Here is a 19,718-nt window from a genome sequence, read left to right as displayed (position 1 = left end):
AATGGATAAAATTAAAATTACTCAAGTTAAAAGTTCCATAGGAACTATACCAGTGCATCGCAAGACTTTAAAAGCACTTGGCTTAAGAAAAATTGGTAGCTCTAAAGTGCATAGCAAATCTCCTGCAATATTGGGAATGCTACGCTCTGTAAACTATTTAGTAAATGTGGAAAAGGCGTAATCTATGTCTAATCAAAGTAAAAAAAGCAATCGTGTAAAACCTTCTACTGCCTTTGGTGCAGCTAGAAAAACTAAAAAAGCAGATGCAAATACTGCCAATTTAATTCCTTTACCAAAGGGAGCTAAGAAAGAACGCAAGAGAATTGGACAAGGTCCTGGTTCTGGAATGGGAAAAACTTCTACTCGTGGACAAAAGGGGCAAAAAGCTAGAGCTTCCAGCATGAGAAGAGGATTTGAAGGCGGTCAAATGCCTTTGCACAGACGTATGCCTAAAAGAGGTTTTACTAATATTTTTCATGTTGTATTCCAACCTGTAAATCTTGGTGATTTAACTAGATATAATCTATCTGGGTCTGTAACACCTGAAATTTTAGAGCAGAAAGGTCTTATTAAGGATGCTGCGGGATTGATTAAAGTATTAGGCACTGGAGATTTAAAGTCTTCTGTTTCTATTGTAGCTGATGCTTGTTCTAAATCGGCACTTGAGAAATTACAAAAGCAAGGTGGTACTTTCACTGCAAGAGTGAAGGCTAAACCGGAGACTGCTAAGAACTAAAATATGCTAAGTGTAATAACAAATATATTTAAAATCCCTGAGTTAAGAGCAAAGATTCTTTTTACGGTCTTTATGCTCCTACTCTTCCGTATGGGAACTCATGTTACTATTCCTGGAATTAATAGCTTGGTAGTTTCAGGAATTACTTCTGACTCCACTGATGGACTTTTGGGAATGGTAGATTTATTTGCAGGTGGGGCTTTGCTTAAGTTCTCCATTTTTGCTTTGGGAATTATGCCTTATATCTCTTCTTCCATTATTATGCAACTTGTTATGGTGCTTATTCCTCAATTGCAAAAGTTACAGAAAGAAGGGGAAGAAGGTCGCAAAAAGATTAACCAATATACAAAATTTGGAACTATTATTCTTTGCGTCGTTCAAAGCTTAGCAGTTATTTATATGGCAAAAAACTGGTCTACAGGAACAGGTGTGAATCCAGCCCGTTATCCTGGTTTGATTAATCCTTATGTTCAAAGTTTCTTTGTCCCCCTGGGAATTCTAACGATTACTACAGGAACGATTCTCTTAATGTGGATGGGTGAGCAAATCACTGAAAAAGGGATTGGAAATGGTATTTCCTTGATTATCTTTGCAGGTATCATTGGACGTATGCCAGAAGCATTCTTACAACTCTTTACTACTGACAAAGCTGATCCTTTACCAATCTTGATCTTATTTGTTATTTTCATATTCCTGATTTACTTTACTATTTATCTAACGCAAGGAACTAGAAAAGTTCCATTGCAGTATGGAAAGCAAATGGTTGGAAGAAGAATGGTTCAGGCAAAGAGCCAAAGTATCCCTTTCAAAGTAAATGGCGCTAACGTAATGCCAATCATCTTTGCATCTAGTTTGATTTTATTTCCTCAGACAATTGTTCAGTGGCTTTCCTCAAATAGTGGTCAATGGGCAGGATGGGCAGTTATTCTGGATTTCTTTAATCCGTTTTCAACTATCTGGTACCGCTCAATATTTTATTATTTCTGTTACACTGGCTTAATTATTTTCTTTGCATACTTCTATACAGCTATTCAATTCAACCCGCAAGAATTGGCTGAGAACTTAAAAAAATACGGTGGATTTGTTCCAGGTATTCGTCCAGGAACTGATACAAAAGTATACATTGAAAAAGTTTTAAATAGAATTACTCTACCTGGTTCCATTTTTCTAGCAATGCTAGCCTTGTCTCCTTACATTATCATTAGATTTTTGGACTTAGGAAACAACACTGGTGGCGGTGCTTTAGTATATACATTTGGTGGAACATCTTTGTTAATCATGGTTGGGGTAACCCTTGAGACTCTAAAGCAAATTGAAGCACAGTTGCTTATGAGAAATTACGATGGCTTTATGAAAAAAACTAAGGTTAAAGGTAGATAATACGATGAAACGACTAATTTTTATGGGTCCGCCGGGTGCAGGAAAAGGAACACAGGCTAAGATTGTGTGTAAAGAATACAATATTCCTCAAGTATCGACAGGTGATATTTTGAGAGATTCCATAAAAAATTCTACCGAAGCAGGTCTGCGTGCTAAAAAATTTATGGATGCAGGCGATTTAGTTCCAGATGAAGTCGTAATTCAAATTATTAAAGATAGATTAAAAGACCCCGATTGTAAACATGGTTTTTTATTGGATGGATTTCCTCGAACAATTGAGCAAGCGAAAGCATTGGATATTTTACTCAAGGAATTGGGTCTTAAATTGGATGCTGTAGTAAACTTAGCGGTTCCGGATTCCGAGTTATTAGCTCGTTTATTAGAGCGCGCCAAAATTGAAGGTCGTGCAGATGATAACGAAGAGACGATTAAAAATCGTCTGACAAATTACAATAACAAAACGTTTCCACTTTTAGATTATTATAAAGATCATAATCTTCTAAAAGAAATCAATGGATCTGGTAAGTTAGATGAGATTACTCAGATGATTAAAAAGGAATTAGGTTAAATTGCCAAAAGAAGAAGCAATAACAGTCGATGGAACAGTAATGGAACCACTTCCCAATGCTATGTTCCGAGTTGAGCTTGAAAACGGGCATAAAATATTGGCTCATATATCAGGAAAGATGAGAATGCATTATATTAGAATTCTGCCAGGGGATAAAGTTACGGTTGAGCTTTCGCCGTATGATTTAACCAAGGGCAGAATAACATATCGTAAAAAGTAGGAAATTTATGAAAGTTAGAACATCAGTAAAAAAAATTTGTGAGCATTGCAAGATTATTCGTAGAAAAAACATCATTCGCGTAATTTGCACCAACCCTAAACATAAACAGAGGCAGAGATAGAGTATGGCAAGATTTGCTGGGATTGATATTCCTAAAGATAAAAGAATAGTAGTTGGATTAACTTACGTATATGGCATTGGCCAGTCCTCTTCTAGAAAAATTTTAGCGAAAGCTAAAATCAGTGAAGATATTAAAGTTAAAGACCTCAATGATGACCAAGAAAATTTAATCAGAAGAGTGATTGAAGAAGAAGGTTATTTAGTAGAAGGGGATCTTCGCTCTGATATTAACTTGAACATCAAGCGGTTAATGGATATCGGATGTTATCGTGGTCTTCGTCATAGAAAGGGTCTTCCTGTTCGCGGACAAAGAACAAAAACAAATGCAAGAACTCGTAAAGGTGGAAAGAAAACCGTTGCGAATAAAAAGAAAGTAACTAAATAGCAGCGGGAGCCGGGATTAATTTTTATGGAAAAAGAAACTAAAGAAAGTAAAGATAAAAAAGATAAGAAAGAGAAGAAAGTAAAAAAAGTAAAAAAGAAAGAAAAGAAAAACGTCCCTCGCGGGAAGGTTTATATTCAAGCTTCTTTCAATAATACGATTGTTACAATTACTGACATGGCAGGAAACGTATTATCCTGGTCATCTTCTGGACTTATGAGTTTTAGAGGATCTAAAAAATCTACTCCTTATGCGGCTCAAATTGCTGCGGGAAATGCTGCTGATAAAGCAATCGATGCAGCAGGATTAAAAGAAGTAGACGTATTAGTATCGGGACCTGGAATCGGAAGAGAATCTGCAATTCGTTCTCTCGCTTCTAAAGGACTCGCAATAAAAATCATAAAAGATATTACTCCTCTTCCGCATAACGGTTGCAGACCGCGCAAAAGAAGAAGAGTTTGATAAGGATATTATAAAATGGCAAGATATACAGGACCAGTTTGCAAACTTTGTAGAAGAGAAGGTTTAAAGCTTTTTTTAAAAGGCTCTAGATGCTTAAATAAAGATAAATGTAGCTTTGAAGACAGAAAAAATCCACCCGAACCTCCACCACAGAAGAAAGGAAAGATTTCAGAGTATTCTACTCAGCTTCGTGAAAAACAAAAAGTAAAAAGAATTTATGGAGTTCTTGAAAAACAATTCCGCGATTACTTTGAAAAAGCCAACCACCAAGAAGGTATTACAGGCGAGAATCTCTTACAGCTTCTTGAAAGAAGATTAGATAATGCTCTTTATAGAATGGGATTTGCATCTTCTCGAGCTCAGTCTAGAAATTTCATTGGTCATGGTCATGTATTAGTAAATGATCACAAGGTTGACATTGTGTCTTACCAAGTTAAAGTTGGAGATAAGATTTCTTTCAAAGAGAAATTATCTAAGACAGATTTAATGGATCAAAATATTAAATTAGCTCAGTCTTTAAACAGACATCCAGCATGGGTTTCTCCAGATTACACTAAGTTCACTGGCGAAATTGCAAGTCTGCCTGCTAGAGAGCATGTTGATATGCCAATTAAAGAGCAAGTGATTGTTGAGTTATACTCTAAATAAGAACGGAAGGATACAGCTTTGTCTCATAAAAATTTACTAAAAGGCTTTAAAAGACCAAAGAAGATAGAGTATTACACAGAAGTAAATACTCCTAATTACGGTAAGTTTATTGCAGAACCTTTCGAAAGAGGTTTTGCAACTACGCTTGGAAATTCTTTACGAAGAACTTTGATGTCGTCTATCGAAGGCTCTGCGATCTCTGCGATTCGAATCGAAGGGGTTACTCATGAGTTTTCTTATATAGAAGGCATTAGTGAGGACGTATCAAGAATCATACTGAACTTAAAACAAGTTCGTATTAAGTATGAGCCTGAAGACAAAGATATGAACAAAATTATTCATATCGAGCTTAAAGGTGCTGGATATTTTAAAGCTGGTGATTTGGCTGTTGATTCTTCAATTGAAATTATGAATCCAGATTTACTGATTGCGACTCTCAATGAAGACGCAAATTTAGTAATGGATATCGAAATTCAAAGGGGTAAGGGCTATTATCCAGCGGAAGAAAAAAAGAAAGATATCGAAGTTTTAGGAACTATTCCTATTGATTCCCTTTTTTCTCCTATTCAAAAAGTTTTATTTGAGATTTCTGAAACACGAGTTGCTCAGAGATCAGACTATGAAAAGTTAACCCTTGAAATATGGACAGACGGATCTATTTCTCCTGAAGATGCATTGGCACAGGCTGCTAAGATTCTAAAAGAGCACTTGACTATCTTCATTAATTTCGAAGAAGAAGTGGAAGAAGAAGTAGATGAGCTAGATGAAGCTGACCAGAAATTAAAGGTTGCATTATCTAAACATGTAGAAGAATTGGAATTATCCGTTCGTTCTCTAAACATACTAAGAAGTTTAGAGATTGATTTTGTTGGTGATTTAGTAAAAAGAAATGAAGATGAAATGACCAAATCAAGACATTACAGCGATGAGTGTCTTAATGAGTTAAAGGCAAAACTTGCTACTCTAGGATTGTCATTTGGTATGAGGGATTTTTAAATGAACAAAGGTAATAAAGTTAAACAATTAAATAGAAATCATGAACATAGACATGCTATGTTAAACAACATGGTTACTAGTTTATTCAAGCATGAGAGAATTGAATCTACTGTTGCTAAAATCAAAGTAGTTCGTTCCTTTGCGGAGAAATTAATTTCTAAAGCAAAGAAAAATATTGGCGATGTAAAACCAGAAATCGCACTACACAATAAACGGGAAGTCATGAAAAAAATCAAAGACCGTGATGTTGTTGTAAAGTTATTTGAAGATATCGCTCCAAGATTTTCTGGTAGAGCTGGTGGATATACAAGAATTGTCCGCTTAGTGAATAGACCTTCTGATAATTCCGAAATGGGAATTCTCGAACTAGTTGAGAGAAAGTCTAGAGAAGAATTAAAAGAAGCAAAAATGGCAAAAAGCGAAGCTCTTGCAGCTAAGAAGTCTGCAGCTAAGGCAGCAAGAAAATCTGCTCCTAAAGCTACAAAAGATGCAAAAGTAGTAGCAGCACCTAAAAAAGAAAAAGCAAAAAAGAAATAACTGATTCGCTTTTCTAATTAGTTTATTCATGAGAAAGCCCGGCTTTGAGTCGGGCTTTTTTATTTTTATGGGCTGGACTCTAAAAGGAATAAAAATGATAACAAAGAAAGATAAGAAACCGCTTTCCAATTTGGCAGTGAAATACGGAAGTTTCATACGCAATAAAATTTCTACAAGGATTCATATGAGTATAATTCTTATCAGTGTTTCTTTAACTGGAACTCTATTTTCCAAATTACTCCTCGAATTAGGAATGTATTCTCTTTCGGTTCGATATTTCTTTACGGCTATTGCTTGCTATATTTTCTTTCTTATTTATATAAAGCTTTGGCTTATGTATATAAATCCGGGTAAGAACACTGCTGGATCTACGGGTAATATAGATTTGCCTGATATTGATCTGCTTGATGGAGATTTACCAAGCGGAAAGTCTGCAACAGAGATAATTGGACAGGGCGGAAATTTTGGGGGAGCTGGAGCTTCTAGTTCTTTTGCGGGTAATATTGGTATGCCAGTCCAAGCAATTTCGACTAATTCTGAATCAAGTTTTTCTGATTTGGGTGGTGCATTTGATGTCGATGGAGATGCATTGGCTCCGGTGCTAATTGTAGTCGCAGTTGGTGCAATTGTGCTCGTAATTTTAGGAGGAGGGATGTTCATTATTTATCAAGCACCTTCCATTCTGTCGGATGCTGCATTTGAAGCACTCCTTGCAAGTGGATTTTTAAGGAGCACGAGGGATATTAGTTCAGGAAATTGGATTGGTAGTATAATAAAAAGAACTTGGATACCGTTTGGTATTATTACTTTAGTGGCAACAATGTCCGGTTGGATAATCGGGTATTTCTGCCCGGTAGCATTAAAACTCTTAGATATTCAATATTGTTTGTAAATCAATAGATTTGAAATTTAGCTAGCTGCTTTTAGTTTTGGAGCACTATTGCCATCAATTAAATTGAGAAGCTTTTGTGCCTTTTCGATCTTAGTTTTATCAGTGTTAGCCACAACAAGATGAGGATTTCGCTCATTTATTATTGAATCAAGTGTTTTGATTAGGATGCTTTTTTTATCCTGCCACTCTTCATTTTCTGGGTATAGCAAAATTTCTGATTCATCTGTATTCTTGATCGGAAGATTTATAACCCTAAAATTTCGTGAATTGATAATGTTGGAAAATGCTTCATAGTCAGGAAAGTAATTCTTTACTTCATTGACAGATGGAATTTTTTTCATACTTAGATAAAATAAGTCTAGTGTTTCAATTACTGCTTCGTATAAAGCCTGTTCCTTAATCCGCAGCGATCTCTCTGCTTTTTTAGTCTGCAATTCGGAGATATACTTAAGATTATGTGCATCGTTCTTGCTTGAATAAACTTCTTGCTCGACTGATATCTTTTTCTTGGCATTTACGAGGATTACATCTTGAAATAAGGAAAGTGGAAAATAGAGAAAAATTCGATAATACCATGGCATGTATTGCATATAAATTCTTTTTTCCAGATTTTGGTAAACTGAATAAAAACTGGGATCCATGAGCAGATTACGAAGATGCTTCTCGTTCTTTTCTATTAATGCCTTGAGAGCGGATGCCTTCCAAATATCGTTTGGAGATAAATTGACCATACCAGTTACTAGAACTTTAAAGAAGTTTGGATCTTTACCTGTAAATACATGGATTGTATTTTTAGGCATTTGCCATTTGATATAAAATAATTCCTTGTCATTTGTTAAATCTTTCCATACTTCAGGATGAATCTCAAGAGAGTCAGAATGATTTACGAATAATATCAATTTACCCCATTTATTAGATGGAACAGTAATATTCTTCTTAAATTCTTGCTTCATCTTATTGCATTCATCTTTCCATGCAATCTGATATCTTTCTTCGGTAATATCCTCTAGGCTAATAATTGTCTGAACGCATAGGGAGCCAGGATAATTTAGATTTGCTCGACCGGGACCTGCTGTTTTGTATTGGTGAATTTCTTTTGCTTTTTCTGCATTGAATTTGCTCGTCTTCATCGGAAAATTTTCGATTTGACTGTATACTTTCTCGTCAAGGACGACTCTATCAACTCGACTTTTAAGAACGGGATCGTTTGCAATTACGGGAATTAATTTTTCGCTCATTGCATTTGCTGCCACTTCAAAGTGATCTAGAATTTCATTCGTCTTCAACATGAGAAGTCCATGTCCTGGTACTTCGCGTGCAATCTGCGATTCTACCAAACGTTTCGTTAGTTCACGGTTAATATACTCAAGCATGTCGTCAGGAATAGCGATTCCATTTTTTGCTTCGATAAACTTTCGAAGCGGATTAAAGAGAGTGCTAATTCCTTTATAGGAATTAGGGTCTGCATTCTTAGAACTCATTTGCCATAGTAGCTCTTTTCTGAAGTTTTCGGCAATGAGCTGCTCTCTTGTGTCAAACCAAGACTTGATCGCATTATAGGAGTAACTGAGCAATTCGTCGAATAAATTGAAAATTGAATAACTTTTTTCTTCCGATGGATGAGTGATAAAAAAACCAGTGACTTTTAAGTCTCGATTGTGTGCATCATATTCAAAGCAGAATACTTGTGCAGCGAGCTGATTATTTATAAGAGAACTCAGATTTGTCGTAGCCGTTTTTAAATCGAGCTGTAATTGCTCTAATATCGTATTGTTTAGAGTGAACAGCATGCCCTTTGTTGCGTGTTGAATGGTATTCAGAGTTTTTATTGCTTTAAGAAGTTCGTGCTGATATTTATTTGTGGGATTAATTCCCATCAAAATCGAATCCTTTTCCTTTCGGACTTTCAGGAAGGAATATTTGAATTCTAATTCGGCCTGTGTGGACATAGTTTATACTTTTTGAATAATTCCAAATCAAACAATTAACAAGATTAAAATGATGTCAACTGAATTTGTTCTAGGGATTTTATTTGAGTAATTTCCTTTGTCAATCACAAAAGAAATCTATTTGCTTAATTTTTAAGCCATTATGACAGAGTTATCTTTAAATCTGTAGAAAGGGTTCCAAATTTATGAAAGTAATTATAATTTTAGCCAATGATTGTAAGGTTTCTTGATCCAGATGGAATTTGGCTTTATAATGCAGAATTGGGGAAATAATGCCCATAGAAAAGTAGAATTATTTTTATTTCTTGAAGAATTTTATAAGGAGAACTTTATTACCTGGATTATTGTATTTGATTTTATCAAATGTATTCTTAGTCATAAAAATTCCGCGACCGTGATCTAGAAAATGGATATTCGCATTATCAGCATTATCCCTCAACATCTTTTTATGATCAAATCCTTTTCCTTCATCTTTAATCAAGAATGAAACTCTGTCTGATTTTAGGGAATAATGAACAGTAACCTTTCTGTTTTTATACTTCGGATCGTTTTGTCTTTCTTGTAAAAATCGAAAATACTCCCCTCGAATGGTGCGTAATTTAGTTTTCATTTCATAATCAATGTCTAGGTTTCCATGTTCAATAGAGTTAATGATGATTTCTCGCACACAAATTCTTACATTGAATACTTCTTGTATATCCATGTATTTTACTAGGTTAGAAGTAATTCTTTGCGAAATCTGTTCAGCGAGTGTGATATAATTGTTAAAAACATATCTTCGGTTTTCTGCCTCGAAATATCTAAGCATAGAATCTTCAGAAACAGTATAAGCCTTACCAAAGACTACAAAATCATCAGCTAGTTTTACATATTCCCATTTCACTCCCAGTTGTAGTGGCTCATTGTTCTTAGTCCCAAATGTCATATCAAAGGATACGCTTGTATGGTTCTCTTTCAATTCCTCAAATTTTTCCATCATGAGTTTTTTTTCTAGAGATTCAATTTTCTTTTCAGGATTGTAAGCCATGTCTAAAAAGAATTTTCCAATTAAGTCTTCCTTCTTGAATCCAAGAAATTCAACAAGTGCATTATTCGCAGTAAGGATAAAGCCGTTCTTATCGAAAGAAAAAATGATATCCTTAGAGCTTTCAACTAAGTGCTCATACTTTGCTTCCGATTTTTTCGAGTCTATCTGAGCAATTTTTAGTTCTTTGATTTTCTGTGTCAATTCAATGTTTAATTGCTCAGTGGCTTTGATTATTTCTTCTAATTTGGCTGTTTTCTTTTGGGTGTAATGAGGAGCGATAAGAATGAAAAGAGACAAACTCAATAATGTTTGAGCTGTGATGAATAATGCCAATGCTTCAAATATAATTGTTTGAATTTCGTATTCTGGCTTTATCGCAATATAATATTTTTCTTTTAATTGAAGATCGTTTGGAATTGTAAAGCTATGATAAATATCCGTTGGAGGATTTCCACTTTTAACCTCCATTGAAACTGGAATTACTTCTTCTGCTAATCTTAAAAACTTATTCAGATCATAAGCGAAAATTGCAATGCCAGGATAAATAGGATTACCCGCATCATCGCAGAGTGCAGATACAGAAATTAGAAATAGTCTATTGTCTTTCAGCTCAGCGATTGTTTGAGTTCTGCCGTGTTTATAACTTTGTTGATTGTAAAGCTTTTGAATGAGTTTTGTATCCGGGGTAATGGACTCAATATTGTGAGCTCCTTGAATTGAATAGACTGGATCAGAATTTGGTTCGAGGTAAATTGTGAAGAGGTCATAATTTTCTCTAATACTTGAGTCAGTGTTAAATGCAATTTCTAATTGTTTTGTATTGCCTACTTTTAGATTTTTCCAAACACTAGTCCACCAGATATTCCCTGTAATTTGCCCGAAGTCAAATTTTAACTTTTGCGAAATGTAATTATTCCAGGCATTCGTGTAGGCTAGTTTTCTTTTTTGCTCCATTATCTCAGAAAAAAAAGTATTGAAACAAAATCCTAAAATTACTTCAGAACATAGTAAAAGAATTACTGAGATGGAAACATATTTTTTAAATTCATGCTTTGATTTGAATTCTTGTAAATTCTGACTTAAATTATCTTCTTCCATTGAAATTGCTGCTATTTCTGCATTTGTTTTTGCAATGCCATTTATACATAGAAACGAAATACATTCATTTTTGAAAATGAAAAATAATTTATTTTCCTGAGTTATCTTTTTCTCATAGGTGAAACGCTGTTGACAATAGGAAATATGTTATGCTTTCATGCTATATTATACCTCGAACGAATAGTTCTATTAAATCGTTGAGCCAGACAAGAAGGAAACCCATGAAAAAAAGAATAGGATTTTTGATTTTAATGCATTCGGTTATTTATTTTGCCGTAGGATGTAAGAATAGTGAGCCCAAAGCGCCGGAGGCATTGGTTGTTTCTGTGATCGGCGACGTAACAATGGGAGATAAAAAAGTAAAGAATGGAGATATTCTTCGAAACAAAGATTCATTGAGAACTGGCGCTAAGTCCATTTGTGATTTGCAAGTTACTGGAATGGATAGTGATGTGACAATACGAGTTAAGGAAAATTCCGAGTTTGCGCTCGGTGCTACTGTAAAGAATGAAGTAAAAAATGTGCAAATGAAAATTATGACAGGAAAGGTTCTAGTAAACTCGGAAAGATTAAATAGCAAGAATAATCTTGAGACAATCACTCCGACTGTCGTGATGGGTGTTCGAGGAACGAAGTATGAAGTTGAAATTGGAAAAGACTCAAATGGTTCTGTAGCAGTTCTGGATGGAAAAGTTGCCTCTAGAGTTGTAATTCCGGAAATCGAAAATCTTCCACCTGAAGTAAGAGCTAAGAGTGCGACTTTAAGAAAATTGGATTCTTTTTTAAAAGAAAAGGAACTTGTGTTGCAAACTGGAAATTCTACAACAGTTAGTAAAAAACAATCAGAAACAATTCTAAAAGAAACAGGACTTGGTGAGGTTCTAAAGAATGCAGATCCTTCAAAACTCGCTGATGATATTGATACGAAGCTTTCTCCTGAAAAACTTTCAGAGAAGACTGCAAATATTTCTGATAAAGACCTTAAGCCAGAAGTTGTGCAAGTATCTCCAGAGGAATTAGAAAAAAGATTAAAAGAATACGATGAATTTAAACCTGTAAGTAAAACTGCACCAGCAGAGCCTGTTGTTCCTGAAAAAGAAAAGGAAGTAGAAAAACCAAAGCCTGAGCCTATACAGAAGAAAGTGGAACCAAAGCCTCAAACGAATAATATTACTCCCGTTACTCCACCGGAAAAGAAAGTAGAAGAAGTTAAAGTGGAACCTAAAAAGATAGAAGAACCAAAAGTAGAAGAGCCTAAAGCTGTAGAGAAGCCAGAGAACGAAATGACAGCAGCAGAAAAAAAAGCTGAAGAAGAGAAAGCTAAAGTCAATTTGGATTCAAAGTCATGGGGACCGGAAGAGAAGAAAATGCTTTGGAGTGAAGCAAAACAAAAATGTGAATCTAAAAATATGCGACTCCCAACCAAGAAAGAACTACTACAAATTTATCAATCGCAGGGTGTATTTAAGGATTGGCAATACATCAATTATTGGACAAGCGAAGAGTTTGTTACGGAAAGTGTTTTCTCTGGAAAGAAATCAAAAGTTTGGACGATAGATATGAGCAATGGCGAAGATACAGAAGTCGATAAAACCGAAAATCAGCAGTTAATTTCGCGTTGCCGCAAGAAGTAATTTTATCAGGCTATCGTTATCAAAAAACAATTCTGAATACGATCCTTTTTATACCCTAACGAGGCTAATGGCTATATTTCCATCAAAGCAAACATCGACATCGGTGTTTGCTTTTCTTTTACGTTTGGGATACTCTCCGGTATAATAGAACGTATCCCCCTCTCTCCTAAATTCTACAGGAAGCGGGTCTGTAGAAGGCTCACAAAAGATTAGCTCAGGATTTTTTTCTCCTGAGAAAATATGAGGCAAATTGACATTCCAGAAATATCTTTCGGGAAGATGTTTTGCGAATAATTCCTTAAATACGATACGCGCAAGAGAGGTTGCCAGTTCCCAGTCAATTGGCTTGGCTTCTCTTATCCAATGAGAAATGGCAATTGCCTTCTTTCCTAGTATGGCTGCTTCTCTAGCTGCTGCGGCTGTTCCTGAGATATAAAGGTCTACTCCTAAGTTGCCGCCCGCATTGATTCCAGATACAATCCATTCTGCATCTGGTTCTAAGTGGGTAATACCGATTCTGCTACAATCTGCTGGAGTTCCATGAACTGCGATTTCTTCAACACTTCTTCTTGTAATCAAAAGCGGCTTATGCGTAGTAACCTGATGACCACAACCGGAGTGATGTTCCATTGGTGCAATGATAGTTTTCTTTCCATCGAGGGCAGCGTATAATGCGCGTATGCCAGGAGCATCAATCCCGTCGTCATTCGTAATGATTATTCCCATAACGCGTTCTCGATTTCGTCTAGTAATTCTTCTAATCCATTTTTATTGATTGTAGAAATTCCGATTCCATCATCAGGAACTTTAAATCCTTCTTCCAAAGCATCCATTTTATTGTATACATTGATCCTTTTCACATTTTGTAAATCCAAAGAGGAAAGAATATTTTCTACCGATTGCACTTGCTCAGAATGGATTGGATTGGAAATATCAATTACGTGAAGAAGTAAATCAGCGTCTCCTAACTCTTCTAGCGTAGCTTTAAAAGCATTGGTAAGATCTGGCGGCAAATCATGAATAAACCCAACTGTGTCAGAAAGAATGATTTCTCTCTCTTCGGGAAATCGAATTCTTCTTGTGGTTGGATCAAGTGTGGCAAATAGTTTGTTTTCTGCTATGACATCGGAATTAGTGAGAACATTTAGCAAAGTAGATTTTCCTGCGTTTGTATAACCTACAATCGCTACTACAGGAACTTCATTTCTTTTGCGCTGCTTTCTGTTTAATTCTCGTCTTTGACGAAGAGCTTTCAGTTCCTTTTCTAAACGAGAAATTTTCTCCTCTACTCTTCTCTTTCCAATTTCTAGTTTCGTTTCTCCCGGACCTCTACCACCAATTCCACCGGTGAGTCTTGACATATTATCATCTAGCTCAGATAATCTACCTTTTAAGTATTTAAGCTGAGCAAGCTCTACTTGAAGTTTTCCATCTCGACTTTTGGCGTTACGCGCAAAGATGTCTAAAATCAATTGAGTTCTATCAATTACTTTGAGATCACAGTAATCAGAAATTTTCTTAGCCTGGGATGGGCTTAAGTCTAGATCGAATACTAAAAGCTCCACTTCTTTCTGGACAGCCTTGAGTAGGATTTCTTTGATTTTTCCTGTTCCTATGACAGTGGCTGCGTCAAGGGAGTTCTTTCGTTGGTAGAAACTATCCACTACATGAATTTCTGCGGTTCTACAAAGCTCTTTTAGTTCTAGGATGGAGCTTTCGATGCTGCGATGGTGTTTTTTGTGATTTAAGTGAACGCCAATTAGAAAGGCGCGATTTCTTCCAGTAGCTTCTTTGAGATTGCTTTTATATTTACCAAGGTTAAATTCTAAGGATTGAACCTCTTCCAGGAATCCTGATTTAAGTTGTCCCGGATATTCTTTCTCTTGGATGACCCAGAGCATTTCACTTTCAGGCTCTGTGTTTGCATGAGCAGAGTAAAAATAGCGGGGAAGTCCAGATTCATCGGGAATTACGGCTGTGATGTAATCTAGGCGCAATAGAACTAAATCCGCCAAGTCTTCTTCGCTTAGCTTCTCCTCGTTTAAATGAGTATGAATGAGTCGAAGACCCCGTAGGCGATTCCCTGTAGAGCGGAGTCTGTCTAAGTGTGGAATTTCAATGGAGCTGTGGTCACCCACCATTACGTGCGTTATATGTCCCGTGCGATCAATTAGAATTCCAATTTGTCTATTGATATCTCTCGAAATCTCACCCATAATGCGTGCGATATCCATGCTTATCAATAAATTATCCTTAAGCCTTCGATCTCCAAGATTTTTTAATTTTTGTAGTTGACTGCTTTTGAGTCCACCGATATTACCGCTGATTTTATTGATAGTAGCTCCTTAAAAAAAATTAATTTCCAAAAAATAATGGTATGAAAAAAATTGATAATATATTTACTTATATAAAAATAGCTATTATCAGGGGTGTAATTCTATGAATTTCAAATCAATCATTTTAATTTTATGTTTATCTTTTTTTTCTCTGTTAGCTGACGATGGGAGAAAAATAGCAGCCCCCGTTGAAAGCACTGATATAGAACAGCTTTCAGATACTTATGAAAATCTTTTAGTAAAAAGTCTTGAAGAAGTCGATAACGCAGAGGATGATTTGGACATTGATGACATTTCTGCTAACTCCGGTATCAATCCAAAGAACAATCCAAAATTTCCAAAGAAAACGAATAGCACTTATAAGCCAAGCATCCCAGCGAATAACAATCAATTTGCTGCTCCCTCTTATGAGGACATGGATCCAGAAAAGCAAAAAATTCTTACTAAAGAAGGCTTAAAAGCAATTGAGCAAAGCGAAGCTAAGAACAACAAAAACTCAGTTAAACAAATTGCTAGAATCTTATTAACGAACCCCATTCCTGAAGTAAGATCAGAAGCTGCTCGTGCCTTAGGTCGTATGGGACGTGGAGCGAAAGCTCTTCATCGTGCTATTGATACTGACGCATACGAAGTAAGGCAACATGCTTACAAGGCGCTTGAAAAGATAGGTTCTCGTTCTTCCTTGAAATATTTTATCAAAGGAACAAAGTCTTCTGATGTAGATATTAAAATTGCTTCTTTTAAAGGCTTAGGTAAAACTAAGAGCAGTCTTGGAAGAGATATCATCATTCGTCAAGGATTGAATTCACGTGATCCAAACGTTGTGGCTGCTGCCTTAGACGGTCTTGGTAACTTTTCTCGTAAGGATGATCTCGAAACTCTCAGAAGGTTTCTAAAATCGGATGTGCAAGAGCATCAATCCGGTGCAGTTCGTGGACTTGGTAACTCTAAGATTCCGGAAAGCCTTGATATTCTAAGCACAGCAATCGGTGAGAATCCAGGACTTGAGCCAGAAGTCATTTTTGCAATCAGCAAAAAGAAAACGTTAAACGCTACTCTTCTTTTAATGAAGATGATGCAAACCAACAAGAACGAAAACTACCAAGCGATCATTCAAAGAGAGTTAAATTTGCGTAAGGCATATGGTAAGTATGCAGTTGTTAAGACTAATTCTGCTACGATCCGTAAACTACCAAGAGCAAGTTCTGAGAAAGTGTTAGTTCTTGCAAATACTGATGTTGCTAAGATTAGAAAAGTAACTGAGAAACGGTTTAAAGTAAAGATGAACAACGCTGTAGTGGAAGACAGATATTATCTACTACAAGCAGTAACAAACAAAGAAGGATCTAAGAAGGGTATAGTAGAAGGATGGGTATTTGGGGCTAAGATTAACATTGTAAACATAGCTAATCCTGCTAAGAAGGGCATGGAAGATGATTATGCTGATGAAGACAATGAAGATGAAAAGGATATGGCTAAAGACAATACAGTCAATCCTGAGCCAAAGAAAAACGTAAAGCCAACTCCTGCTAAGAAAGATCCTAAAGATAGCGATTATTACGAAGAAGATGAGGATGAAGACGATTAATCTTTTTCTTCGAAACTATCGAATCAGAAAAGCCAGCTTCATGCTGGCTTTTTTTGTTTTCAGGGTATCCATAACAGAAATAAAATTATTTGGCAAAACATTTCATTTTTCAGTTTAGACTAAATCTTATGAAATATCAAATTCATAGAGTCCTATTCTTCTTTCTTTTGGTTCATTGCTTGAGTGCTCCCAAAAAGATAGAGCAGCCAATTGAAAAGCCAGTAGAAAGTGACAGACAAGAATTTACTCCATTGCCAGCAAGGGTTATTGCAAAACCAATTTTAAATCTATGGGAGAAGCCTGAAATTTATAGTAAGGTAATTGATTCTATTCCTGAAAATTACATTGTATTTGTGACAGAGAAAACAGATGAAAAGGAAATGATTGGTAGTTATGAAAACTATTGGTATAAAGCACAGTTTAAAAGTAAGACCGGTTGGTTGTTTGGAAAATACCTAGATTTTGCAGAGCAAGAAATTTCTGTTAGCAAAGCAATTCAGGCTAGTTCTAAATTGCCGCAATACCACGCATTCTTTAAGAAGGTTCGCAAATACTTTGATGCAAATATGCTACAAAAAAACTATAAACAAGTTCTTCTTGAATATGGAAAACCAAGCAACGAAGTAAGATTTAAAGGTTCGAATCCACATGGAGGATTTAATAGCTTCATTGAGACTACTTATCCTGATTTTAGATTGATTTTTATTGATGAGTTTTTGTTTGATATGACTTTTTTTAATTCGGAGCAATTAAAGAATAGGACAATCCAAATTGGCACTGAACTGAAAGATTTAGAATTAGAGTTTGAAACTCCTTTCTATATGTCCAAGGATCAATTCTCTTATCTCACTTGTATTCCGCGCTCAGATGAGTGTCCGACTGGATATCCGAATACAATTCATTTTCAATTAGAAAACCAAAAAGTAAAAGCGATTCGACTCACCATGTATTTGGATTAGTCTTTTGAAAAAACTAAATTACTTTTCTATTCTTTGCATATAATGGATAGTATTCGTATTAAGCATAATCATTGCCTCTGTCTTTTTTAGATTATTTAATGTTCGATATTGTTTTAAGATCGGATCTACTTTCATAAAACCAAATACAAAAGAATAAGAATTACGCCAGGGGAAACTCGTTGTTAGGCAGTTAGTCTCTGGAATTTGTTTAAATTTTAATCCAGTAATCTCAGAAACCTTTTCCTCTACGATAAATCCTACTTCTGCTTGTCTTAGGTCTTCTTCCGGATAAAAGATTTGAAACGGTTTTTTATTAGAAAGGTTTAATTGTTTTAATAAATCAGATATTTCGGCTATCGTCTTTCCTATAAGTGAATAATCCTTTGCATTGATTTCTCTATAGAGGAAATTGAATGAACCGACTTTTTTTTCTTCGATAGGAATAGGAAGAAATGCTCCCATATATACAAGATAAGCTATGAGTGCAAAGATAACCAGTATAGGTAGAAAAGCTAATAGGAACATGAAATATCCTTCCAGAAATTTATTTTGCTAGTTCAATTGCTTGCAATTCAGAAGTAGGAGACACTGCCACATGGGGCGCAGTCTCTTCCTGGGTTGTATTCTTTTCCATTGTTTTTACTTCATTCTTAAAATACTGAATAAGCTTTCTATCTAAATGAATTTCAAATAAATAAAACGAAAGTCGAATGAGGTAGAGTAATCCAATTCCAAATGCGGAAATTAAAATATATTCAGGAATTAAATAAAATACAGCGGATAATAATACAATAGCCACCGGAACGAAAATCATAGAAAGCTCAGTGATCTTATTGATGATTTCTACATTTCGATTTTTCAGGTTATTGATGGAGTTCTCGGTATGCTCTTTGATTTTTTCTTCAACACTGGATTGGACTTTTAATATTGTTTTTGATTGTTTGATAAAGTTCTCTTTGAGTGTTTCTACCTTACCTGTCATAGTTGAGAGTTCGGTTTGTAGATTGGCAAATCCAGCTTTTAAAGATTCATTTTCTGCTTTGACTGAATCTAAAATACTTGAAGATTCTTCCCGCAGATTTTTCTTGAAAAACTCATTTTGTTTATTTGCAATATCTGTAAAATGAAGATTACGTGAAAAGGAATCTTCGAATAGTAAAGAAGCAATAGAAGCAGTAGATGATTTTAATCTATCTTCAATTGAATACATGGTGAGCATTATTTCCATGAAATAAATCATATTTCGCTCAAGGAACAAATCAAGATTATCCGGATGTTCAAGTAATTTCAAAATAGAATCATATTCTTTAATGTCTCCATTCACTGACTCAAAGAAGATACAAGCGATTAAATGCTTTTTGAAAAAAGAAGAACTGTTCTTAAGTAAAAATTTGGTAACAACTTCATGAATCTCTTCTTTGTTTTGAGGAAATTTTCCCATGAAAGTCTTATAGGATTGTAGAAGCTCTTTCTCTGTTTTATAGTTAGGATTCGTGAGTCGAATATAAAAATGATAAACTAATGGAAGGAATAAATCATTATAGAAAGACCTCCATACAAGTCCTTCTGTATCAATGGTCGCGTATGCTTTTAGGCTCTCTTCATACTCTGATTGAATTTGTCCGTCTTCTTGGTCGTCAATGCCTAAGACTTTTACGTAGAAATCTTCTACTTCTGCAACCTTGCTCGGATTCATCGTATACTTGTCAGACTGAAAAATGAGCGTCTCATCCTCTTTCGAAAGGATTTGTAGAATTTCCCCAAACTCAGGAACATTTTCCACTTTTAACGAGTAGTTTTTATATAAAAAGTTAATAAGCTCATCGGAATTAAATGACCGACCGGGATTTTCTAAGAATATAGATAAGAGTAAGTTTTTATAAAGAGTAGCAAACCATGAGTTTCCCTCTAAGTTCAACGGATACAGTAAGGGAATGAGAGAAGTATATTTATTCATATTACTTCTATTCTCGCTATTTAAAGCCGTTTCCTCAAGCAAAATCCTTTTCGATGTTTAGGTCGGAAATGCTTATTGCCACCGAGACACAGAGAGATTTCAAGAAAGTCATCTCACTAAATAATGGGAAAAACTGATTACCACCGATGAACACCGAGATCACCGATAAAAGATACGATACTATTTCTGAATATTTGTAATCTGATTTAATTTTTTTTTATCTTTTATC

21 protein-coding genes are annotated in these 19,718 nt (G+C 35.3%); 15 read left to right on the top strand and 6 right to left on the bottom strand.

The features are described from left to right. Position 1: 1 nt before the first annotated feature. From rpmD to IPH52_27195, 12 genes are all read left to right on the top strand, one after another. On the top strand, positions 2-181 hold the full coding sequence (gene rpmD, locus IPH52_27250) for a 50S ribosomal protein L30 (protein ID MBK7058681.1): 180 nt from the start codon (positions 2-4) through the stop codon (positions 179-181). A 3-nt stretch (positions 182-184) separates the two neighbouring features. After that, the gene (rplO, locus tag IPH52_27245) at positions 185-736 is read left to right on the top strand and encodes a 50S ribosomal protein L15 (protein ID MBK7058680.1); all 552 of its coding nucleotides are present in this window, start codon (positions 185-187) and stop codon (positions 734-736) included. 3 nt (positions 737-739) lie between these two features. Then, positions 740-2,116 (top strand): preprotein translocase subunit SecY, encoded by a 1,377-nt coding sequence (gene secY, locus IPH52_27240; GenBank protein MBK7058679.1) that lies wholly within the window; start codon positions 740-742, stop codon positions 2,114-2,116. A gap of 4 nt (positions 2,117-2,120) precedes the next feature. Next, complete coding sequence (locus IPH52_27235; protein ID MBK7058678.1) at positions 2,121-2,684, top strand: adenylate kinase; 564 nt, start codon at positions 2,121-2,123, stop codon at positions 2,682-2,684. A 1-nt stretch (position 2,685) separates the two neighbouring features. Continuing rightward, complete coding sequence (gene infA / locus IPH52_27230) at positions 2,686-2,904, top strand: translation initiation factor IF-1 (protein ID MBK7058677.1); 219 nt, start codon at positions 2,686-2,688, stop codon at positions 2,902-2,904. 7 nt (positions 2,905-2,911) lie between these two features. Beyond that, positions 2,912-3,025 carry a 50S ribosomal protein L36 gene (rpmJ, locus tag IPH52_27225; GenBank protein MBK7058676.1) on the top strand — a complete coding sequence of 38 codons (114 nt, stop codon included), beginning with the start codon at positions 2,912-2,914 and terminating at the stop codon, positions 3,023-3,025. A 3-nt stretch (positions 3,026-3,028) separates the two neighbouring features. After that, positions 3,029-3,409: a 30S ribosomal protein S13 gene (gene rpsM / locus IPH52_27220; protein MBK7058675.1), complete on the top strand. Its 381-nt coding sequence runs from the start codon at positions 3,029-3,031 to the stop codon at positions 3,407-3,409. 24 nt (positions 3,410-3,433) lie between these two features. After that, positions 3,434-3,868: a 30S ribosomal protein S11 gene (gene rpsK / locus IPH52_27215; protein ID MBK7058674.1), complete on the top strand. Its 435-nt coding sequence runs from the start codon at positions 3,434-3,436 to the stop codon at positions 3,866-3,868. A 15-nt stretch (positions 3,869-3,883) separates the two neighbouring features. After that, the gene (gene rpsD, locus IPH52_27210) at positions 3,884-4,516 is read left to right on the top strand and encodes a 30S ribosomal protein S4 (protein ID MBK7058673.1); all 633 of its coding nucleotides are present in this window, start codon (positions 3,884-3,886) and stop codon (positions 4,514-4,516) included. An 18-nt stretch (positions 4,517-4,534) separates the two neighbouring features. After that, positions 4,535-5,512 (top strand): DNA-directed RNA polymerase subunit alpha, encoded by a 978-nt coding sequence (locus IPH52_27205; GenBank protein ID MBK7058672.1) that lies wholly within the window; start codon positions 4,535-4,537, stop codon positions 5,510-5,512. Next, positions 5,513-6,049 (top strand): 50S ribosomal protein L17, encoded by a 537-nt coding sequence (gene rplQ, locus IPH52_27200; protein ID MBK7058671.1) that lies wholly within the window; start codon positions 5,513-5,515, stop codon positions 6,047-6,049. 94 nt (positions 6,050-6,143) lie between these two features. Next, positions 6,144-6,941 (top strand): hypothetical protein, encoded by a 798-nt coding sequence (locus tag IPH52_27195; GenBank protein ID MBK7058670.1) that lies wholly within the window; start codon positions 6,144-6,146, stop codon positions 6,939-6,941. Positions 6,942-6,958: 17 nt separating this feature from the next. On the opposite strand, the gene IPH52_27190 is transcribed toward IPH52_27195, so the two are convergent. Together IPH52_27190 and IPH52_27185 are read right to left on the bottom strand one after the other, a co-directional pair. Beyond that, on the bottom strand, positions 6,959-8,818 hold the full coding sequence (locus IPH52_27190) for a hypothetical protein (protein MBK7058669.1): 1,860 nt from the start codon (positions 8,816-8,818) through the stop codon (positions 6,959-6,961). A gap of 370 nt (positions 8,819-9,188) precedes the next feature. Beyond that, positions 9,189-11,015, bottom strand: a complete 1,827-nt coding sequence (locus IPH52_27185; protein ID MBK7058668.1) for an ATP-binding protein — start codon at positions 11,013-11,015, stop codon at positions 9,189-9,191. Positions 11,016-11,236: 221 nt separating this feature from the next. Here IPH52_27185 and IPH52_27180 point away from each other — a divergent pair, with 221 nt between their 5' ends. Next, positions 11,237-12,649, top strand: coding sequence for a FecR domain-containing protein (locus IPH52_27180; GenBank protein MBK7058667.1), 1,413 nt, complete (start codon positions 11,237-11,239; stop codon positions 12,647-12,649). A 48-nt stretch (positions 12,650-12,697) separates the two neighbouring features. Here the strand turns inward: IPH52_27180 and surE are convergent, their stop codons facing one another. Together surE and hflX are read right to left on the bottom strand one after the other, a co-directional pair. Further along, positions 12,698-13,375, bottom strand: a complete 678-nt coding sequence (surE, locus tag IPH52_27175) for a 5'/3'-nucleotidase SurE (protein ID MBK7058666.1) — start codon at positions 13,373-13,375, stop codon at positions 12,698-12,700. Then, positions 13,366-14,985 carry a GTPase HflX gene (gene hflX, locus IPH52_27170; GenBank protein MBK7058665.1) on the bottom strand — a complete coding sequence of 540 codons (1,620 nt, stop codon included), beginning with the start codon at positions 14,983-14,985 and terminating at the stop codon, positions 13,366-13,368. The genes surE and hflX overlap by 10 nt, the downstream gene beginning before the upstream one ends. Before the next feature lie 103 nt (positions 14,986-15,088). Here hflX and IPH52_27165 point away from each other — a divergent pair, with 103 nt between their 5' ends. Next, the gene (locus tag IPH52_27165; GenBank protein ID MBK7058664.1) at positions 15,089-16,573 is read left to right on the top strand and encodes a HEAT repeat domain-containing protein; all 1,485 of its coding nucleotides are present in this window, start codon (positions 15,089-15,091) and stop codon (positions 16,571-16,573) included. Between the two features lie 128 nt (positions 16,574-16,701). Then, a complete protein-coding gene (locus tag IPH52_27160) occupies positions 16,702-17,532 on the top strand; it encodes an SH3 domain-containing protein (GenBank protein MBK7058663.1) in 831 nt (276 codons plus the stop codon). Between the two features lie 18 nt (positions 17,533-17,550). Here the strand turns inward: IPH52_27160 and IPH52_27155 are convergent, their stop codons facing one another. Together IPH52_27155 and IPH52_27150 are read right to left on the bottom strand one after the other, a co-directional pair. Further along, complete coding sequence (locus IPH52_27155) at positions 17,551-18,057, bottom strand: hypothetical protein (protein MBK7058662.1); 507 nt, start codon at positions 18,055-18,057, stop codon at positions 17,551-17,553. 19 nt (positions 18,058-18,076) lie between these two features. Continuing rightward, positions 18,077-19,489 carry a hypothetical protein gene (locus tag IPH52_27150; protein MBK7058661.1) on the bottom strand — a complete coding sequence of 471 codons (1,413 nt, stop codon included), beginning with the start codon at positions 19,487-19,489 and terminating at the stop codon, positions 18,077-18,079. Between the last annotated feature and the right edge of the window lie 229 nt (positions 19,490-19,718).

The organism is Leptospiraceae bacterium, from assembly GCA_016708435.1.
GTDB lineage: Bacteria > Spirochaetota > Leptospiria > Leptospirales > Leptospiraceae > UBA2033.
This window is presented reverse-complemented; position numbering and strand designations above follow the sequence as displayed.